Annotated in this window: 12 protein-coding genes and 1 pseudogene; 3 read left to right on the top strand and 10 right to left on the bottom strand. The window is 62.8% G+C overall.

Going from position 1 to position 20,447, the window contains the following annotated elements:
• The first annotated feature begins 218 nt into the window (after positions 1 to 218).
• A complete protein-coding gene (locus ACWDPV_RS22625) occupies positions 219 to 908 on the top strand; it encodes a TMEM175 family protein (protein WP_449744781.1) in 690 nt (229 codons plus the stop codon).
• 15 nt (positions 909 to 923) lie between these two features.
• On the opposite strand, the gene ACWDPV_RS22630 is transcribed toward ACWDPV_RS22625, so the two are convergent.
• From ACWDPV_RS22630 to ACWDPV_RS22640, 3 genes are all read right to left on the bottom strand, one after another.
• Complete coding sequence (locus ACWDPV_RS22630) at positions 924 to 1,280, bottom strand: hypothetical protein (RefSeq protein WP_348809633.1); 357 nt, start codon at positions 1,278 to 1,280, stop codon at positions 924 to 926.
• Positions 1,277 to 3,727, bottom strand: coding sequence for an AAA family ATPase (locus ACWDPV_RS22635; protein WP_449744782.1), 2,451 nt, complete (start codon positions 3,725 to 3,727; stop codon positions 1,277 to 1,279). The genes ACWDPV_RS22630 and ACWDPV_RS22635 overlap by 4 nt, the downstream gene beginning before the upstream one ends.
• 76 nt (positions 3,728 to 3,803) lie before the next feature.
• Positions 3,804 to 5,768: a gamma-glutamyltransferase family protein gene (locus tag ACWDPV_RS22640; RefSeq protein ID WP_449744783.1), complete on the bottom strand. Its 1,965-nt coding sequence runs from the start codon at positions 5,766 to 5,768 to the stop codon at positions 3,804 to 3,806.
• Between the two features lie 68 nt (positions 5,769 to 5,836).
• Here ACWDPV_RS22640 and ACWDPV_RS22645 point away from each other — a divergent pair.
• Positions 5,837 to 6,001 (top strand): annotated as a pseudogene (locus ACWDPV_RS22645) (ATP-binding protein); the annotation flags it as partial.
• Between the two features lie 185 nt (positions 6,002 to 6,186).
• On the opposite strand, the gene drmB reads toward ACWDPV_RS22645, so the two are convergent.
• The 4 genes from drmB to ACWDPV_RS22665 are packed head-to-tail and all read right to left on the bottom strand — an operon-like array spanning position 6,187 to position 17,479.
• A complete protein-coding gene (drmB, locus tag ACWDPV_RS22650) occupies positions 6,187 to 7,932 on the bottom strand; it encodes a DrmB family protein (protein ID WP_449744784.1) in 1,746 nt (581 codons plus the stop codon).
• Positions 7,932 to 11,066: a helicase-related protein gene (locus tag ACWDPV_RS22655; RefSeq protein ID WP_449744785.1), complete on the bottom strand. Its 3,135-nt coding sequence runs from the start codon at positions 11,064 to 11,066 to the stop codon at positions 7,932 to 7,934. The genes drmB and ACWDPV_RS22655 overlap by 1 nt, the downstream gene beginning before the upstream one ends.
• A gap of 1 nt (position 11,067) precedes the next feature.
• Entirely contained in the window at positions 11,068 to 12,789 is a 1,722-nt protein-coding gene (locus tag ACWDPV_RS22660) for an AAA family ATPase (protein WP_449744786.1), read from the bottom strand.
• A complete protein-coding gene (locus tag ACWDPV_RS22665; protein ID WP_449744787.1) occupies positions 12,770 to 17,479 on the bottom strand; it encodes a DEAD/DEAH box helicase in 4,710 nt (1,569 codons plus the stop codon). Before ACWDPV_RS22665 ends, ACWDPV_RS22660 begins: the two co-directional genes overlap by 20 nt.
• 95 nt (positions 17,480 to 17,574) lie before the next feature.
• On the opposite strand from ACWDPV_RS22665, the gene ACWDPV_RS22670 reads away from it, so the two are divergent.
• Positions 17,575 to 17,964 carry a hypothetical protein gene (locus ACWDPV_RS22670; protein WP_449744788.1) on the top strand — a complete coding sequence of 130 codons (390 nt, stop codon included), beginning with the start codon at positions 17,575 to 17,577 and terminating at the stop codon, positions 17,962 to 17,964.
• A 66-nt stretch (positions 17,965 to 18,030) separates the two neighbouring features.
• Here the strand turns inward: ACWDPV_RS22670 and ACWDPV_RS22675 are convergent, their stop codons facing one another.
• The 3 genes from ACWDPV_RS22675 to ACWDPV_RS22685 form a co-directional block, all read right to left on the bottom strand.
• A complete protein-coding gene (locus ACWDPV_RS22675; RefSeq protein ID WP_449744789.1) occupies positions 18,031 to 18,561 on the bottom strand; it encodes an HNH endonuclease in 531 nt (176 codons plus the stop codon).
• A gap of 65 nt (positions 18,562 to 18,626) precedes the next feature.
• Positions 18,627 to 19,328: a DNA cytosine methyltransferase gene (locus ACWDPV_RS22680; protein ID WP_449744790.1), complete on the bottom strand. Its 702-nt coding sequence runs from the start codon at positions 19,326 to 19,328 to the stop codon at positions 18,627 to 18,629.
• Between the two features lie 290 nt (positions 19,329 to 19,618).
• Positions 19,619 to 20,032 carry a very short patch repair endonuclease gene (locus ACWDPV_RS22685; RefSeq protein WP_449744809.1) on the bottom strand — a complete coding sequence of 138 codons (414 nt, stop codon included), beginning with the start codon at positions 20,030 to 20,032 and terminating at the stop codon, positions 19,619 to 19,621.
• Between the last annotated feature and the right edge of the window lie 415 nt (positions 20,033 to 20,447).

The raw sequence follows: 20,447 nt of genomic DNA on the forward strand, positions 1-20,447 counted from the left end.
GGCCCCCCCGCGCCGGGGGCGGCCGCCGGGGGTTGTGGGGGGGGTGGGCTCTGGCGCGGCGCCACCTGCGCCCGCGGCGGGCGGGTTGCGTGTCGGCACGTGCCGACACGACCGGCGACTGACTCTCCAAAGGAATGCCCCGCCAGACATCGCCAGTTGGCTGTGGCTTTCGTCCACCGCGTAAATGGTGTTCGAGTTGAAACGAAGGAGCTGTCCTGTTGGCTTTCAGAACTGAGCGCCATGTTGGTCGATTTGCCGTACCGCCGTTTCACCCGGGTCTCCAATCCCGGTTCCCCTGGAATCGGTTCGATGGCTGGATCGACGCTGTCTTCGCCATCGCCGCGACCCTGCTCGTGCTGGAGTTGCGCCCGCCCAGCGTCGACGAGGGCGGACTCGGCCACGCACTACTCAACCAATGGCCGCTCTATCTGATCTACCTACTGGGTTTCGTGCAGATCGCCGGCGGATGGTCGGTTCTGCGTCGAGTATCGGCGTGGTCGACCGGCCTGGACCACTACGCCTTGCTGCTCGCATTTGCATCGCAGATCGGCTATATCCTGACGCCGTTCACGATTGCCGTGCTCGGCGAATCCCGGCACAATACAGCCGATTTCACCTCCGCAGTTCGCTTGATGGCGATCGTCATGATCGTCGCGATGGGCGGGTTCGCCGCGTTCATGTATTACATGGTCAAGCGCGGGTTCTTCCGGCAGGACCTCGATGCCGGGGTGTTCCGTACCGCCTACGTGCTCTCGTTGGCCTCGGTTCTCTGGCCCATCGCCACGCTTGCCTTCACGTGGGTGATCGGAGGCTGGGCGCTCGCATTCTTGGTGCTGCACCTGGTCACCATTCTGTTCCCGCTCGACGCCATGTCCACCGAGCAGTACGACGAGGCCGACAAGAGCTGACCGTTGTCCGCGGGTTCAGGCAACCTTGACCGCAGCCATCACCTGTTCACATGCCGCGCGGACTTCCCCGACGGTGGGCGACAATTCGTAGGCGTGCACGTGGCAGTATCCGCTGAGCCGGTACCACGACAGCACAAGTGCCTTCCCGCCTTCGGTGTGGTCGAGGGATTTGAGGATCGCCAGTTTGGATTTCGTCGTCGCGTCCGGGACCGGTCCGACGAGTTCGGCGCAGCGCGCCTCGATGAGCGCTTCGGTGGCCTGCCGGGCGAGGAATGCCGCGAGTGTCGCGGAGTGGCTCGCCGAGTGTCCCGCCAGGATGGCGTCGGCCTGTGCCAGCAGCGCCGCCGCGGTGGTGTGCCCGTCGGCGCTCACGTCTTGCCCTCTCTCCGGAGGTCGTCGACGGTGCGTTCCAGTCGTTTGATGCTCTCCATGGTCAGATCGTCGGTGCCCTCGTGCACCGCCCCGCCGCAGAACCGCATCGTGGGTTCCCGATAGTCGCGGTAGGACTGCCAACCACCGATGCTGCGAGTCGCATCTCCGTAGAGGGCCAGCGCCACACGCGGTTTCGTCCGCAGGTGCTCGGACCACGTCGACTCCGAGGTCTCGGGGGCGACGCCGAGCCGCGCCTGCTTGCTGAAGTAGACCTGCTTGGCCGCCGATTCGACGGCAAGCCGGTAGAGGCCCGGAAGGGCTCTCTTCTTGACCTGATCGCTGACGCCGTCGTCCTTGATCAGGGCGATGGCGTCGTCGACGTAGCGTGCTGCGGGCGTCGTGTTGGTGGTCACGGTGACCACCGAACCGGCAGATCGCCTGACGGACAACAGTTCCGCCGGGATCGAGGCGTTGCGGATCGCCGTCGGCAGGCGGTCGTCGTGGGAGAAGACGATCACCTGACGGTCTTTCGCGAGTTCTTCGAGTTCGCCGAGAAAGCCTTCGATCTTGGCCGGATCCATGGCCTGGATCGGGTCGTCGAGGACCAGGAACCGAAACGGGCTCGCCTCCGCGGTGGCCCGCGGGATGAACAGCGCCAGGGCCAAGGCGTGCAGTTCGCCCTGGCTCATCACCGACATCGCGCCGAGTTGGTGATCGCCGATGGACCCGGTGACGTCGACTCGTCGGCGGTTGCCGGCTCCGGTCAGGGAGACCGTGCCGAGGTCGACGTCGCTCTCTTGTCGAAGCCGCGCCCAGATGTCGCGGGTGCGCTCCACGATCGGAGCGAGTCGTCGGTCGCGCAAGGTTGCCGATGCGCGACGCAGCCAGTCCAGGGCGTGGGTGGCTCGATTCTTCTGCGTGTCCGCACGCTCGGCTTTCCGTTGCTGCTCAACCCAACCGAGGATGTGTCCGGCCAGCGGTGCCCACGCGTCGTCGAGTTCGTCTGCGCGGGAACGGGCTTGGTCGATCACAGCGGTCGCCGCGTCCCGGATCTGCAGAAAGGCGGTGTCGACGTGGTCGGGCCACTCGGCCACGTCGGCGGGCAGCGCGCCCAGTGTTGATCGCGCGGCGGCATATCCGGTCAGCGCCGGCAAGTCCTCCCCGGCCGGTGCGGTCAAATCCGGCACCCTGGTGACCAGTCGTCGAATACCTTCTTGCGCTGAACGTTTAGCCTGTTGGAGGTTCTCATGCTGACCCAACAGCTGTGCCGATGCGGCGATCTCCTGCTGTGCCTGTTCGCGCCAGTGCCCGTCCAGGGTCCCGTGCCCGCAGACCGGGCAGGTCTCGCCGTCGTGGTCGTGCTGCCAGTCGATCGCCGCCTGCAGCAGGTTGCTGCGTTGGGACAGGGCGTCGAATAGGCTTCCGGCGCTGTCGGCTTCGGCGGTCAGCGCCTCGCGGAGTTGGGTGGTCAGTGCGCCGACCTCGGCGATCGTGGGCAGTTCGACGGCGGCGATCTGGCGGAGCCTGCTCACCGTTTCCGCCGCCGGTGATCCGGTTCCGACCGCGGTCGCCTCGGCGTCGGCGGTCTTGAAGGGGCGCCGTTTGGTGAACGCGAGTACCTGTGCCGCCCGCGGGTCGTCGGAGGTCTCGAGGTGGGCACGCATCGCCCTGCGCGCCTGTTCCGCCGCTGTCGCAGGCTTCTTGAGTTCCTTGAGCGCCGCAGCGAGGCGGGCTTCGGCGTCGCTGATCTGGTCGAGTGCCAGCAGCCGGTTGATGCGGTCGTAGAAGGCTGCCTGCCCCTCCTCGAACACGCCGCCGACCTCCTCGTAGGAGAGGATCGGTCGGTAGATGTCGAGTGGCTGAGTCCATCCGAGTCCGGCAACGTCGGTGGCCGGCTCGCCGTGTACCTGCGCCCCGAGTTTCGCGTCGTAGAGTCCGGCGCCGTCGTCCCAGGACGCGGCGACGATCAGGTCGGTGGCGTGCTTGCCGTCGTCGCGGACCAAGGCGAACCGCACGGTGACCGCGGCGTCGGTGTCCTGGTGGATGTTGCGCCAGGAGTCGCGCCAGTGCACGGACCGCTGCTTCCAGCGGTAACTGTCGCCGGTGAGCGCGAACTCGACGGCCTCGGCGAAACTCGATTTGCCCGAACCGTTGCGGCCACTGACGACGGTGATACCCGGAAAGGGGTTGAGCTCCAACGTCGATTCCGGGCCGATCCCCCGGAACCCCCGAGCCGTGACGGACCGGATATGGGCTCTCACCGGCGTCGTCTGCGCAGTGGCCACCGGTGCCGGCCGAGTCAGCTGGGGCGCATCATCACCTAACTGCGCGGTGAGTTCGTCATCGCTACGTAGTGCCGCGGCGACCATCAATGCGACATCCTCGTCGAGGTCGGGATCGTCCCCGATGAGGTCCCAGATCTCGTTCTCGACCGTGCTCGCGTCCACGTCGCACCTCTCCGTTGATGGCGGCCACTGCGTATCTTGGCAGATGCCACCGACATGGATGGCGAACGGCGCCTGACTACTGCAGTTGCGCGTCGTCCCCCATCACCGCACCTTCACGGCGTGGGTCGGCACCACCGACCCAGCCGCTGGAGGGGTTCAGTCGCCACAGCGCGCTCAGGCCGCTGGACTGGTCGTCCACGGACACCTGCTCGCCGCGTTGCCGCAGGCCGGTCACCAACGGATCGGAGGCGCCGTCGTCGGCGGTGTTCACCAGTGGATGTTCGCCACCCACGTTGGACACCGGGGTGTTGGCCGAGCCGAAGTCGATCATCGACACCGCCTGCTGCGGATTGAGTTGCCAATCGATCATCCCGACAAGGGTTTTGACGACGTACTGGATGATCGTCGAGCCGCCGGGCGAGCCGAGCGCACCGATGAGGGTGTCGGGGGCGCCGTTGGTGCCGGGTCGCATCACCAACGTCGGGGCCATCGACGAGCGGGGGCGTTTGCCCGGTGACACCCGATTGGCCAGGAGTGCGCCGGAGGAGTCGCGGGGTTGCGCGGAGAAGTCGGTGAGCTGGTTGTTGAGGATGAAGCCGTCAACCATGTGGAAGCTGCCGAACGCCGACTCGACCGTGGTGGTCATCGACGCGACGTTGCCGTAGCGGTCGGCGACGGTGATGTGACTGGTCCCGTGTTCAGTGCCGGGGTAGGAGCCCAGCGGGACGTCGCCGACGTCGCCCGGTTGAGCCTCGCCGAGCGAGGTGTTCGGTTGGATCAGTGACGCCCGCTGTCTCAGGTAAGCCGGGTCGAGGAGGGTGGTGACGCCTTGGCCGGGGAGCGGGATGAAGTCGGGGTCGGCGATGTACTTGTCGCGGTCGGCGTAGGCGAGACGTTCGGCCTCGTTGTCCAGGTGCACCGCAGCCGGATTCGGACGTCCACCGTCGCGGTCGGCAGCGTCCGGCGCCATCGACGGCAAGTCGAAGTTGGACAGGATGCCCATCGTCGAGGCGACGGTGATGCCGCCCGACGACGGGCCGGGCATGGCCACGATGCGGTAGCCGCGGTAGTCGGTGGACACCGGGTCGCGGCGTTTGGCCTGGTAGGTGGCCAAGTCCTGGGTGGTCATCAGGCTCGGTGTCATCCCATTGGCCGTGGAACTTGCGGTGGCGACGATGGCCTCGGCGATGGGTCCGGTGTAGAGCCCTTGGGCACCGTCGGTGGCCAGCGCGCCGAGGGTCTTGGCGTAGGCAGGGTTGGTCAAGCGGGTGCCGACGGTCTTGGGGGTGCCGTCCGGGTTGAGGAAGTAGGTGCGGGCATCGTCGTCGGCGGCGAGGTCTTTGGCGGAGTCGGCGATCGCTGCGGCGAGGCGTGGCGAAATGTCGAAACCGTTGTCGGACAGTTGGATCGCAGGGTCAAACAGCGATTGCCAGGATGCTCGGCCGTACTGTTTGTGGATCTCCTCGAGCATGCGGACGGCGCCCGGAACCCCGATGGACCGGCCCGAAGCACGCGCACTGGGGATGGGTGCACGTTGATCGGTGGGGCTGATGTAGCGGAGGTAGTCCTCGGTGGCCGCGACCGGCGCGGTATCGCGGCCGTCGAACGCGCTGACCGTGTGGGTGGCGGCGTCGTAGTAGAGCGCGAAGGCGCCGCCGCCGATGCCCGACGACTGCGGTTCGACGAGGCCGAGGACGGTCTGGGCGGCGACGAGCGCGTCGGCGGCGGTCCCGCCATCACGCAACACCTCGCAGGCCGCCTTGGTGGCCAACGGGTTTGCGGTGGCCGCGGCGTAGGAGTTCGTGTGGACCGGCTGCATACCGGTGCGATACCCGGTGGCTGCCTCCGGCCGGGTGGAGATGTCGGCTGAGGACTGTGGTGACCCGCTGGCGTCGAGTTGGGTGCCCGTTGCGATCTCGGCGCAGGTCACGGGGGTTGCCGCGGTGTCGGAGTCCGATGAGGTGCAGGCACTCAGGATCACTGCGGGAGCAACGACGAGGACCGCTGCCCACAGCAGGTGGACTCTGCGTGGACGGGGCATTGGGTTCAGGGTAAGCCAACACCTATTCGGACTCGGGCAATTAGCACTCGCCGCTTATGATGGCGCGCTCATCAACGATGTTCGACCGACTGCTGCACCGCTCGGCCGTGATCAAACTCGATGGCGATTCCTACCGGCTCCGCGACCACGCCCGCTCCCAGAACCAGCGAAGCGCGACTGCCACGCTGCGACCACAGCAGCAGAACCCGTCACCAGGTGGGGAATTTCCCTGAGCCGCCCTGCGGAAATCGATGAGCCTCATCACCGCTTCGATCCTGCTGCCATAGGTTTCATCCTCTCTTGAGAGGATTCCTCCGGAAACCCCGGGACGGATCAAACAGTCGTGTCATAGGAATCGGCGCCCGCTCTCTTACAGAGGCAAAATCGAACTCATAGAGTGTCAACGCCCCCTGGCGAATCACCACAAGAGACCGGACTCGGACTCGGACTCGGACTCGCCATCTGTACCAACCAGACAGGCACGATCCAGATACCGATTCTGAAACTCGCACGAGACCTCCGGCGCCAACAGACATGAGTGACAGGCCGCGAGATTCGTGGCGCCTGCTCCCGTCGCTATGGACTCGAGGCATACCGGGTCTGCCGAGCACCATTGCGCTGACTCGGTGGCAGCATCGAGGATCTTCGTAATGTTGGCGACGGTGCCGTGAGAACAGAGTCCCCCGAGGCTGCCAGCCGCGTCGGCAGTCGCGGTGTACAGAAGTACGCCGGCCTGACCGGTCTCTGCATACACCCGCTCGCGGATCGACGACGCTGGATAGCCGGTGTCGATCGCCATCTCACGAAGGAGGATGTGCGACAGCGAATGTACGGCCATGAACCGAGGTGAGATCGGCGGGAGCGAACCCGCGCTCGAGGGTGCAGCAGACTGTGCCGCATCCATCAGCATCGAGGCCCGCCACTGCGCGAGGCTCGACGATTCCCACTTCGACACAACATCTTCGCGTAGCCGTATGAAGACACCTTCGCCGAGAACCTCGATCGCCGGCAGCCAGCCCACTCTCCTTCTAGACAGGGCGCCCGACGCGGTTCCCGTTGTTACCGGTGATGCGCTGACTCGTGCAAAACCGTTGAGCGCTCTGACCTCTCGAAGTCGAGTCACCCTGGAAACGAGGTCGATTAGATTACCGGCGCGCTCGGATGGGCTGACCTCCGTCGGGAAGCATACAAACGTACTGGTTCCGTCGCCCTCCGGATGCAGCCGACCAAGCGCCTCGTACTCAGTTGCACGGAGTTCTCTGTTGGCCTCCGCGTAGTCCTTTGGCTCGATTGTGTTGGCCCTGAACGCAGCCAGGAGCTCGGCTTCTTTCACCCCGTGTTGCCGCGCCTTGATGCCGAGATAGGTCGCGATATCGTTGTCCTGCATGCCATCCAGGTCCGGCAGGATCCGTTCGAGTACCTCCTCGGCTTTCGTGAGGCTCCGATCAACCGTCAGCGCAGATCGAACGTCCGCGAACCAAACATTCGAGGCGCCGCGCTGTAGACCCACGAGGTTCTCGGCGCATTCATCTTTCTCGTCGTCGAGCCAGGGCAAATTGCCGCCGCATCGCAGGGACAGTGATCCACTGCCGAGTGCTCCCTTCAAAGTTCTCGATTCACCACAGCCGCATTGGATTCTGATACCTGCCAAACTGGAGTCCGCAGGATTTGTGATGACCTTGAGTGGATGGTCGCCGTCATCGGCGACGCCTGCCCCCTTATGCGCCCAATAGCGGTAGGGAAAGTCCTGAATGTGTCCCGCTGGACAGCATGCGACGAATCTTGACGGTACCAACTTGGGCGTCAGGCAGTACCTGCACCTATTGACGTATTCCCCCTTTGGCTTGTCGGCAAGGCGACCGAATCTGTCGAGGCGATTGCATTTGGGACAAGACACCCACTCGGGAAACCTGACCATCGGAACCATTCCGGCCACCTCGCCGCCGGGCGGCGCGAGGAGACGTCTGACACCCAGCATGTTGCACAGGCGGTGTTCCTCGATCTCAAGTCGCGAATCATCACTCCAATGGTCCAATCCGGCAATCATGAAACTCTCGGACTCGACGGGGAGCACCGATCCGACGCCGTATGTCGTGATCATCTGTGCTCGCCTCACCGAAGCCTTGGTCGGCGGCCTTTTCCGAACCTTCTTCGTTAGCGCCATCAGTTACCAACTCCCTTGACGTTCTTGACGTACAACCGTGTCTCCGCGTCGACATCACGCATGCTCGACAACGCAGGCCACGGCGGTTCGGCCACAGGAAAGCTCCCCGGTTGGGAGTACTCGCCACCTGTTGTGATCAGCAGTGGGTGGCCCTCAGCTGGCGAAGCTTGCGGGGGACGCAGCGTGCCGTAGCTCTCGACAAGTCCAGCACTCGCGGCTCCTTCCCATTCGTCAAGCAGCTTCCGCAACTGGTCGCGAAACGGCTGGGCCTCCTCCGGGGCCACCCGCTGTGCACGGTCGACGAGAGCATCGACCACACCGTTTACGTGCTCACTGTGCCTAGCGACGGCAGAAGCAGACAGGTCTGATCGCAAGCCACCTATCAGCAGCCGTATCGCCGCGACCAGCGTTCCGTGCGCTCCCCTGTCCCGCGCTCGTGAGGCGAAGGGAGTAGCTGTCGTTGCCTCGACCTCACGATAGAGAGCCCGATGAAACGGGATGAATGACTCGTAATGCGATGTGTCCCTGGATCTCTGCGAGTTGAGCGCGACCACGACAAGGCCCGGACGACGTCGGCCGACGCGGCTGGTCGACTGGATGTACTCCGACGTGCTCTGTGGCTGGCCGGCCACAACCATCAAACCAAGCCGGTCGATGTCGAGGCCTACTGAGATCATGTTGGTCGCCAGTACTACATCAGGGCTGTGAACGTCCGGATACGAAGTCTCCAGTCTGCCCATCGCCGCGGGAATCTTGGTCTGATCCACCCGAGATGTGAGTTCGACAGGCTCGGCCGACAGGTCTCGTGGCGTCGATGACTTGCGGGCGGCGAGCACATCCACTCGGTCCGGCACGTCGTCCAACACCTGTAGATAGGTCGACCCGAGTACTCGGAGACTGTTGAAGTAGCCCATCAGTGTCCAATAGTCGTCCCGCACATCGTCTTCCACGACGAGGTCTTTAACCGATTGCAGCAGAACTGAATACAAGCGTACCAGCAATGTGGCCTGGCTTGTTCCGGGTGCCATTACGCCTACATATCTGCGGGTACCCTTCTGCTCGGGTGTCGCTTCGATGGCGAAGTAGTTATCACTCGGGTCCAGCCCAGGTGGCGGAAACTGCGCCGATCCCCGATCGAAGACATTTCTGACCTGAGCCTCAGCCCTCCGGATTGTGGCTGTCGAGGCGAGCACCTTGGGCCTGCCGCCGCCTGTGCAGGCCAGATCGAGCGCCGACTCGTAGAGGCCCACCATCGTCCCCAGAGGCCCAGAGATCAAGTGCAACTCATCCTGGACGATCAGATCGGGCCGAGAGTTCGGGCCGTCCACGGAGAGCAGATCACCAACCTGGGGTCGCCACGTCATCATCGCGAACTTGTCCACGGTCCCGATGACCAGCGACGGCCGCACGCGATACACGTCGTCGTCTGTGACGTACAGCGGAAGCCGCTCACCGAACTCACAACTGAGCGACGAACAGCTGATATCCAGACGGGCCTTGTCGACCACCACGTAGTTCCTGTGGTCCATGCCGGTTCCACACCACGGGCACCGAATCAACTGGACCGGCGTGGAACCTTCGGGCTGATGCCCCGACGCGAGACCATGCAGAATCCTCTCCGCATCGTCGATCTTGTTGGGACTTGCCCCATCTCCGACCCACAGCCCGAGAGAGATTTCCGCGGCACCAGGGAGTTCACGGCGCCGAATCAGTTCGAGGGCACATATCAGCCCCGCTGCACGCTCGAACTGTTGACGGGTCAGCAGTCGCAACGTGTAGCGCATTATGGCCGACACCCCGCCGTCATCATTTCGACGAAGTCGCCGCAACAAGATTGTGAAACCGATGCACCCGAGGTAGGCCTCGGTCTTGCCGCCACCTGTCGGGAACCACAACAGATCCACCAGATCTCGGTCGGGGTGAGAACTATTCGCCAACGCAGGCAGGTTCATCAGAATGAACGCGATCTGAAAGGGTCGCCAATGCTGAGTGGACGGGGCCACACCTCTCGTCCGATCTTGCGCTCGGCGCTGTTCGAGCATCGCTTCGTTCATCAGGCTGAACGCTCGGGAGACCTCTGGGACCGTCGGATCATCAAGTACGTCCAGGCCTCCACGAATGCGCGCTGCGCACTGTCGCGCGAGATCGACATGCGCGAGTGCCTGTTGTTTGTGAGGGTCTGCCATGACCTCTGCATCGCTCTGCCGTGACGCGATCCATCGTTCGTACGACCTTGCAAGTTCCAGGAGCTGCGAACGATCGGCACTCGTCGCCATCTTCTCCATGTCCAGGTCGTATGTCCCGTATTCGTCGTCAGGACCGCCGCCCGACGGAGCCGCGAGTCTCACATCATGGGATGGGATGAAGGTCGTCGTCAGTTCGGTGACGAGCTTCGCGGAATCGTCCCAAGTCACGGCGCACCCGTGCCCAATCGCGAACACTGGTTCACCGCGATACAGAAAATCCGTGGAACGGATGTCGGCATCTTGACTCAGGTTCGTGCGCGCGCGACGGCGATCGACAAAGCCGAGATCGGTTCGGACCGTTATGCGCGGCCTGAACCAGCACTGTTCGTCGACGCGTCCCCGACTGCCCGGCGTCGCCGTGTTCACAACCGAGAGTGTAATTCTGACCAATCCGTCGACGGGTGGGCGTACAACGCCGACGAGTTTCAGGCTCTCTCGGCTGATCGGGATGCTGATCCGTTGGGAGGATCGTGCGTTGATGACCAGACCTGGGTCAGAGGCAATGTCCACGGGAAGCCAATTGCCGTCAGTTTCCACGTAGCGCCGTGCTGAAACCTCGACGGCGACAGTGGGGTTTTCCGCGTGGTCGACGGTGAACGTCAAACCGATCGACGACGGTTTCATGGCATGGGACAACGCAATCGCGGAGTCAGAGTCATCGTCCTGAGCCGAACCCTGTCCCGATTTGACGGACTGGTCGCCTTCACCGTCAATCCCCTGCACATACTCGTCTACACTGCCGCGCCGTGGATGCAACGCGCCCACGACAATTCGGTTCAGCGGAGGTTCAGTCAGAACTGTCGAGTCCGCAGGCCCCACCAGCTCTTGCTCGAGTTCATCGACAATGGCCTGCCGGGCGTCATACCAAGGCGTCAAATCCTCTGCCATCTCATTCCTTTCGGTGGATCGTCGCCATACCGAGCGGCCTTGGCCTGAGCCAGAATCCGACCTGCTCGACGGTCGACCAGGCCGTCTCCACGCCGTCCGTCCACACGCTACCGATGTCCGGCCACGCGCCGGTCCGAATCCCCGGCAGCATGGCAAGCGCTCGGCCGAATTGGGGTGTGGTCATCCCGACCGCGGTGCCCGCAACGAGGCACCTGTACGTCGGCCACTCTGCATGACCGGTCGCCAGTCGTTCGAACTCGACTTGCGCACTTCCGCTCAACGATTCAAGAACCTGTTGTCCGCCTGGGCCGCCGATCGCTTGTTCCGACACCAGACAGTCGGGTGTGATGCCGACCGCCACCGCTACCCCAGAGCCGGGGTGCGGCCGGTACCACAGACCGCCCGATCGAGACCTTTTCAGATAGTCTGCCTGCCAGTCGATCACGATAATCCTGTCACGAGCGCGTGACAGCGCGACATAGAGCAATTCACACTCCGGCTGCCGTCGTCCGACTCCGGTCACCAGTTCGTCGGCACCGACAACCGCCACATTGTCCCATTCGAGACCCTTTGACTGGTGAATCGTCGAGAGCGCAAGTCCGTCGCGGGGTCCGGCAAACCAGGGGGCGAGCGGATCGATAGCCGCTCGGCAAGTGTTGGCGATCTCGGACCAGTCAACGACCTCACCCCGACCCGCTTCGTCGAGCAATAATCTGAACCAAGCTCGGTCGATATCCCCGCGGGATGAGGAGAACTTCTCGAAATCGTTGAGGGACAGAGGTTTTCCGCCGACATATGACCATAGTTGCGCGACCCAGGGCGCCACCCGAGGGTGGACTCGCCCAGGCTGTCGCCACGTGCACAGCAGGCCCAGCGACGACAGTGCCTGAAACAGCTGAAGCACTTCGGCATTGCTGCGGGCCAGCACCGCCGTCGATCCCTTCCACTCCGATGCCCGTGCCGCAAACTCATCGAGATCCCAATGCGTGAATTCGGTCAAGAGGTCGTCGAGGATGCCTTCGCGCTCGACATCGCCCGATGCACGGAGGATTTGCGAGGCCGAGGAGACCTTTCTCGTCCCCCGCTTCCGCGATCTGTGATCTCCTTCGAGTTCGTAGATCTTGGTGATCGAACGGCCTCGAAGGTCCGTCAGGAGGCCATCCCACCCGCGCGTTCCTCCGACGTCGCCATCGTCCAGGAACTCATATATCGACTGCATCGGATCGCCGAATATCGTCACTCCGGCATTACCCGGTAGCCGATCTATCAAGGCGCACAATAATTCCCGCCTCAATGCCGACAGATCCTGCGCCTCGTCGACGATCAGGTGCACCACATCGTCGAGTTCTTCGTCGTCGCCTCTCCGAAGCCTCTCCGTCGCCCGCTTCACGACCGCGTCAAAATCGGGGTCACCGCCGGTCACTGTCGCAGACTCCTCGACCAGTTGCCACGCCAACGAGTCGAGAGTCATCGCAGCGATATTGATCGGTTGGTCACGCACGGTGTCGCCGAATGCCGTGAACGCAGCCGCCATCGCCGCACGTGAGAACGAGACGTACAGGACGGTCTGCTCATCATGATCGGCACTTTGCCGGGAGACTTCCGAGATCAACGCGATACTGGTGGTTGTCTTTCCCGCACCCGGGCCCGCCACAACGATCCGCCGTTCGTCCAACGGCGCGTCCAATACGGCTTGCTGCGAGTCATCCGGCGTCGGCAGCACTCTTCTCGCCGCTCTCCGCGTCGATGATGTCCTTGAGACTCTGGAAGACGATGCTGTCGCCGAACTCGACGATATTGTCGAGGACGTTCACGATCAACACATCCTCAGTGCCACCATTGAGGGGTCCGCGCAGTCCGCGGCCGACCATCTGCATGTAGCGGACTTCACTACTGGTTGGGCGCGTGATATAGACGGCGTCCGTCTTGGGCGCGTCGAATCCTTGAGACAGGACCGCGTAGTTGGTGAGGACGCTGAGATCCCGTGACTTGAATCGTTCGATCGCTGTCCTGCGGTCTTCCGGGCTGGTGTCCTGGTCAATCGACGCCGCGGGCCGGCCCTGAAGGGTGAGAAGAGTCGCCAACGTCCGCGCATTCTCCACGGATGCCGCGAATACTACGATCTGCCAGTCACTGGGCTTGCTCATGATGGAGTCGACGATGGTTCTGGTTCGATCCTCGTCTCTGCCGAGCCTCGACTCTGCGTCCCTGGAAAGCCAGAACTTGGTCTTGAATTCCTCGATCTCCTTCTCGGACAACTGGATCGACGTTCCCGAGAGGATCTCAAGCTGTGCACGTGCGAGCACATTGTCGCGCTGGAGCCTCACTTGCGGCAGTTCGTCTCCGAACACACCCTCGTCGAGCAGGTTCTCATCGAATCGGCGCAGAAGTCTCTGAGTTTCGTCACTGTCGCGGCGACCGCGAAATGGCGTGGCCGTCAACCCGATCAAGGGCTTGTCTCGTTCCCTCGAGCTCAGTCCGAGCCACTCGAGAATCCTCGTGTAGGAACGATGCAGTGCACCATGAGCTTCGTCGATCACAACCAATGGTGTGTCCGCCAACCAGTCGAAACTCTCGTCGCCCACTGCACGGCTGAGGATCTTCTGCCAGGTAGCCACCACGACTTGCACCCCGGCGGACTCCTCCTCCATCTCGTAGCTCGACCAGAATCGACTGAGGATCAGCTGCGTGTCTTGCCGGCCGACCGCTCGCCACAGATAGGACCATGCGTCGATGGCTTGCTCGCACAGCTCTTCGCCGTCTGCGAGCCAGAGGACGGGCCCAGAGAAACTGCTCTCCGAGCCGGAGCCGTCCAGGACGCCTTGCTGGATCGCCTCGATGATGGTCTGAACCGCGACTCTGGTCTTCCCGGCGCCGGTTGGCAGCGAGACGATGCCGCGGCGTGGGCCTTCTCCACTCAGCAGTAACATGAGACGTTCTGAGACGATCCGCTGGTAGTCGTGGAGTGGATCGAGTTGCGTCGGTCCGTCGACGTACTCGGTGGGCTTGTTGCGACGCCGTGCCCGGTTGCCGGCCCACTCTTCCCCGAAGCCTAACTGTGCCAACCATTTTCGGGTATTGAACGATCCCGCCCAGGTCGACGGGGGATTGCGGGGGAGCCCGTCTGGATCGACCTTGCACACGCGTTCGAGTGCTCGCACTCCCAACATTGTGATGCAGAGTTCCGCCAATTCGATTCCATGTGGTTGCGCGGAAGTCGTACGGGCCAGGTAGTTGAGGGCGTCTCGAGGGATCAGACTACGGAGACGTTCCTCCCCTGCAAACATCAACAGTCGCTCCGCGTCAGACGCAGCATTCTTGATGCTTCGGACACGTTTCGAATTGCGTCGGCGTGCCATGTCGTCGAGCAGTGTAACGACTTGCTCGTCAGAGTTGTCGTACAAAAGGCAACCCAGCACCTGCTTGAGGATCGCTTTGTCCGTGGTGCCAGTGACCAGGATGCTGTTTCCCTCGCGACCACTCTCGCAAGGCACCCGAACTTCTGGCTGGCCGGGCACCGCTGCCACCTTGCTGATCGACAGACACTTCTGGAGGAAGAGGCCTTCTGGGTCTTCATCGAGTTCAAGTGTCTCGAGGACGTCGAAAACGTCCGCGAGTACCTCGGGTTCCGCGCTCGTCTCGTACGCGTACGTCACCGGGAGTTGTCTTCCTTCGATGCATCCCCAAAGCTCGCGAAGATTGAAGACATCCTCAACGCTGTCGACCACGATGCTGGCGATCCCAAACGCGTCCAACTCGCGATGGTCCTCGAGACCGAGGACCACTGCCACCTTATGCCGGTCTTCCTCTGCCCAGACGCCGTCGCGTCGGACCCACAGACCGCCCGGCGGGGTGTCCTGATGCGCGATGCACCACCAGCCGTACAGCCGCCCGACGCGAACCACATCATCCCGATCGACGTGCATCTTCACGAGCGCGGCGAACTCTGCGGGACTCAGTGTCTCGATGTCGGTCCTCAGCTTGAGCATCCTCTCGGTCTCTTCACTGAAGACGACATCGGTCAGCGTCGGGAGAAGTCCCTCTAGGTCTCCTTTGTTCACCGACCCGACGAACACACTGTTCACTGGCATCGGCCCCAACACGGTGGGCAGCGTGCCGTGGTCACGGACCCACCAGATCTCGGGCGCGACGTATCGGGCGGGCCGGGTCACGTTCGGATGGGTCACTCGGACCCTTGGGTCATGCATGTCATCGATGACGGCCACCGTCAACGCAGTCTTGTTTGTCGCGCTGAGTTCCGGCAAGTTCTGCAGTGGACCAAGGGTGGTGTCGATCGACTCCACGGTGATGTTCTCGCGCGCCTGGAGGCCGAGCCCCATGGGTTTGCTGACCTCATCTTTCACAACCGCCAGGTATTTGGAGAGCCATCTCTCCCGCTGCTTGCCCGGAGTACGGCTCGGACGGTTCCTCACGCCCAGTAGTGCCAGGATCTCGTGGTCAGCGGCATGGTAATCACCGTCGACGAGGTAGGCGCCGTCTTCCTTCAACTGTTTTAGGCAGTCTCCGGCGACGTAGAGCCCATCTGGGAGCACCCACCGTCCGAGTCCGTTCCGGACACGCACGATCTTCTCAGCCTGTCCTCGTAGGACGCGTTCAAATGCCTCGCTGACGACGGATTCTCCCGATCCGCGCATGGCAATCCAGAGCTCGTCCCAGTCGACCGCGCCTGTCTTTGCGAGCTGATCGAGGAGTTGGAGCATCGCTCCTCCATCCTCGAAGGCGGTGATGCCCAAGTGAGTGAGCGCATTGACCGTCGCCGGCTCGGCAACCACAGCAGAATCGACAAAGTACGACCCCGCTTGCGCTGCGTCGGTTCGACGAAAACACCGTCCACGCACTGGTTGGGCCAGTCTCCCGTTCTCCAGCAATACGATTCGCGCATCCCGCACGTCCATCTCGACGTTCCCCCCGAGTGGAACGAGGCCTGCCGCAATTTCTATGGCGGCAGCGGAGTGCTCGGGATCCGGCTTCGCGACCACGGACTGCAGCCAATGCACGACTCGGCCGAGCCGATGCGGGTTGTCCTGCATGAGCCGGTCGACCTTCGACCGCCGCTCCTTGCTGGTCGTGCAGTCAGGATGCACCCACTCGCCGCGGTTACCTGACATCTGGAGCCATCGCGATGCGAACTCGCCGACATCGTTGGGCACACACCGCACCGAGTTCGGCGCCCTCAACTGACCGTCCAAATCAGGCAGGCATCGCGAGTTCCTCAGAGCTCGATACACAGGTTCGTTTAGGACCTCGTCAGCCCAGCTTCGCTCCTCGCGCCCACGCGCTGGGAGTACGTCGATGTAGCGACCAAATGCACCCTCCGCGACAAGCTCTTTGCGGGCATCGACCACCAGCTGTGGAACAACGTCGACCAGGATCTCGCGGTTGAACTCGCATTCGATCACGTTGATGCGATCATCAGACAGCTTCCAGGGCGCGTTCACCCTGCCGCTCAATGTCAGGTCGGATTTGACCGGAAAGAATGCAGATAACTGCCCTATTCCAGCTCGGCCGTTGACCGGGAGCGCCCAGCTGACCTTGACCGACTCTCGCCGGGCTGCATGTCCTGCCGACTCGAGTCCGGCATCTGACGGTTGGTGGTCACGGCTAACCACCAACCATTCGCGGTCACCGTCCTCGGTGGTCAAGGTGATCCGATTCCCCTTCTTGACACCTTTGTAACTGCGCTCGCTACCCGTCGTGTCATCGCAAAGATGCAGAGCTCGGACGTGTGGTGCGAACAGGTTGAACGATTCATCGAACTCGGAGATCTCTTGGGAAAGGTGAGGGGCTGCTCCTTCTTTGAGTGGAACCTTGACGATGGTCACGGCCCATGCCGAGAGCTCGGCGAGGACGGGATCCGAGAGAATCTCAACTGCGGGATCGATTCCCCAGGCCAGTCGCAAAGCCGGCACATCGCCCGATGCCAGATGGAGATCGAGTTCTGACGAGAGTTCTCTTGCCGTCTGCTCCCTGCTGAACTCGAACGAAACCGTTTGGCTGAATATCTGCGGGCGATCCGAAATACCACTGATCGACTTGAATCCGAGACCGAACCGACCGATCTCCGATCCGGTCTTGTCCGACAGGTGGGTGTAGAGCAGCGCTCGCAGGCCGGAAGCCTGGAACGGCCTCCCCTCATTGGCGACATATAGCGAGTCAGGCTTCAGGGTCACCTGGATGCGGCCCGCTGCCCCTTGAAGCGCATCTGCAGCGTTCTGTACGAGTTCCTGGATCTGCTTACGCCCGTATCCGCCCTCGGCGATACCGCGTTCCTTACCGCGGTCTTCCTGGATACGGTTCGAGTCTTCCTTGTAGACGTTGACGCACCGACCACGGAACTCGTCGATCGTTCCAACCAGCCCCCGGTCTGAGTTTCCCCAACCTATGCCAGACATAACTGCCCTCCATCCACGACTAGATCCGCTCCAACTCAACCGAACACGCCGCCATCGCCCTTAACCCATGTTCATATCAGGCAGCACCGACAGCGATGATCGCCATGGGCGAATTCGGGCCGATCGTCTCTCGTTATAGCGAAGGCAGCACTGACGCATCGGTACAGACCCGACGTGCGCCACATTTGCGGAGCAACCTGCGATGGGTGCAGGTGCCGCTAGCTTCGTTGAATCTTATGGTGGGCGAAGCGGGCCGAATCATGTTCTGTGAGGAACAATTCGAGCGAGGTAATCTTGGATTGCACCCGGGAGATGTCGTCGTTGGAAACGTGCCGAGTCTCGATGTGGCCGTCGAAGCCGGCCCAGTACTGATCGGCAAGGCGATTGCGATGGCAGCCACTGCGGCTCATGACGGCCATAGCACCCGGGTCGACACCGTCCAGAAGCAGCTGCACCTCAGCGATTGCAGGAATCTGGAGCAATGATGTCCGAGCGGCTATCGTCCCGATCCGACAACAGCGAACCACGGAGCGGAGGTGAGATTTCTCGTGTCACTGTCCACTACGTCGCGCTGCGGACGGGTCGCCAAATTTATTGTTAAGCCAGTCCCGCACTGCCTTCTGCTCCTCGATGCCCGAACGCCGTACCTGCGAAAGCAACCAGATTGTCGTCGGCTTCTCCGCCGTCAGGTTCTTAGCGCCCTGGTTGCAGCTAGAACACAGCGCCCGCAGGTTCGACGCCTCATCGGTGCCGCCGAGGCTCTTGTCGACGACATGCCCCATGTGCAGGCGCACCTTCCGGCCCGTTCCCGGGTCGATCTCGCCCGGTGTCAGGCCGCACATCTGGCAGGTGAATCCGTTGCGGTCAAGCACCTCCGCACGGGTCTTCTGCGAAATGCTCCGCTGGAACTTGATGTCGTCGCGCGCCACCGGAATCGATTCAAGCACGTACTCGCCCGGCTTGAGGTCGGCCCAGTCATGGTGGGTCACGATGGGCCAGCCCTCCTCGTCGCGCAACTCGCGCACTCGGCGCGCCCATTCGCTGACCGGATGCGCCGCGTCACGCAGCTGCCGAGAGGTCACCGTGACCCCTACGTTGTCGAGAAGGAGCCGCTTAATGCGGTCCTTCCCGCTCTCGCGAGCTCCCATCATGCCGCCGCGCGAGCACGTCGCAACACCTCGGCCAACAGCTGCTCTCCCAGGTATTTGGTGTACGCCGGCGGGATCGACTCGTTCAGCTCGATCTTGGTCTTCATCCAGTCGATTCCCCCCATGGCGTCGCGCGCATTGGCCATTGTGCAGTTGCCGCCGCCGGTCACCTGGACATATGAGGTGTTCTGGTCCAGCTTCCCGTAGTGCCCTTTGCGCTTGTCGTGGGTAAACACGAGCGGGTGCGGCCCGTGGTCGGGCACTTCCAACTCGACGTTGCTCTCGAACAATCGGTGCCGGATGACCCGAAGCTCGTCGAACATGGTGCCGCACAAGACGACAGGGGCGATTAGAGGCGCCCCCTCGACATTCTCGATGATCCATGGCAGCCCTGTCGCGACCAGCATATTGCGAACCGGCTCGATCAATCGCGGCCACGTATGTCCGTTACCGTTGCGCTTGGCCAGATCGGAGTAGCTCTGGCACGGCGGCGAGGCATGGATCGCGTCGAACTCGCCGAGGAAGTCGCGGTCCAGTGCCAACGCATCGGCCTGGATGAACTCGAACGGGTAGTTCGGTTGAGGATCGAGGTCAACTCCGACCACCTCGAAACCGGCGCGGTAGTACCCCATGCCCGCGCCCCCTGCACAGCAGAACAGATCGAGCAGCCGGGGCTTGGCCGACGTGTTCCCAGACATCATGGTCGATAGGTTAGCCAATCGTCCCGACAAAACTGCGGCACCACGCCCTCCGCACCGGAACGCGCAGGTCATTCCGCATCTGCGAAGGGACTCTTGCCTGGCCACGCCGTGGCTACTGTCGGCCTGGCGGCATAGGCGATCGCCGCCGCCGAGGGGAGACGCTGCTTTCTTGTCCCAACGATACTGGTGACTCTCCATCGAGATCCCAGGATGCAAAGAGGCCCGACGGGTCATCGATCCCAGCTCACCAGGCAACACAGCGAGCGTCCACCCCAGTGAGGGTGGCGGCCTCATTCTCCGCCAGGGGCGACGTCGGCACCCGGACGATCAAGCCGCGCGGTCCGGACGATCCGTTCTATGTCGGTCGCTGCGTGTGTAATGTCCTCGTGCTCCCAGACTCGGAGTACCGTCCACCCCAGAAAGCGCAGATGAGCGTCGGTTTCACGATCCCGCTTGATGTTCCGGGCGAACTTGACCGCCCACCAGTCGCCGTTATTGGTGGGAGTGGTCTTGTGTTCGGGGCAGCCGTGCCAGAAACACCCGTCGACGAACACCGCAAGCTTGGCGCGCGGGAACAGAATGTCCGCACGCCTACGGGGCAGCCCGGGTAGTGGGGCATCCACTCGGTATCGCAGTCCTCGCCGGTGCAGTTCGCGCCGAATGAGCATTTCGGGCTCAGTATCGCGAGTTCTTTGACGGGACATGCGTCGGGAGGTCACGGCTTCTACCGACGCTGGAGGGATCGCCGATGGAGTCATGACATCTCCTCCCGAAGCGGCGACTCTGATCTGACGTACCGTGTCGCCTCTGCTGCCATTATCCGTTTTGGGACCGACCTGGCAAAGTCCACGGGCAACTTCTCCGGGCCGTAGGAATCCGGGGAATCCGCCGGGTACCGCGGCCCCGGTGAAGACCACCAGTCGCGGATCGGTGGCGAACAAGTCGGCCAGGAAAGGCGGTGGCGCGAAGATCAGATCACGATGCTGGATCTGTTCGCCAGCGCCAGCAGGCTGTCCGAGGGACTGAATCAGCACCGGGCGAGCGATCCCAGTCCCTTCGGTGTCGACACTGCCGCTATGCTGCGTCATCGGTTGGGTAGGAGCTTTCATACTCACAACA

This window comes from Gordonia sp. NPDC003504 (assembly GCF_053587995.1).

Bases quoted from the DNA above. Each gene is read 5' to 3' on its own strand.
- drmB (WP_449744784.1), bottom strand. From the start codon at position 7,932: ATGGCGCTAACGAAGAAGGTTCGGAAAAGGCCGCCGACCAAGGCTTCG.
- ACWDPV_RS22670 (WP_449744788.1), top strand. From the start codon at position 17,575: ATGATCGCCATGGGCGAATTCGGGCCGATCGTCTCTCGTTATAGCGAA.
- ACWDPV_RS22640 (WP_449744783.1), bottom strand. From the start codon at position 5,768: ATGCCCCGTCCACGCAGAGTCCACCTGCTGTGGGCAGCGGTCCTCGTC.
- ACWDPV_RS22655 (WP_449744785.1), bottom strand. From the start codon at position 11,066: ATGGCAGAGGATTTGACGCCTTGGTATGACGCCCGGCAGGCCATTGTC.
- ACWDPV_RS22680 (WP_449744790.1), bottom strand. From the start codon at position 19,328: ATGATGTCTGGGAACACGTCGGCCAAGCCCCGGCTGCTCGATCTGTTC.
- ACWDPV_RS22685 (WP_449744809.1), bottom strand. From the start codon at position 20,032: ATGTCCCGTCAAAGAACTCGCGATACTGAGCCCGAAATGCTCATTCGG.
- ACWDPV_RS22665 (WP_449744787.1), bottom strand. From the start codon at position 17,479: ATGTCTGGCATAGGTTGGGGAAACTCAGACCGGGGGCTGGTTGGAACG.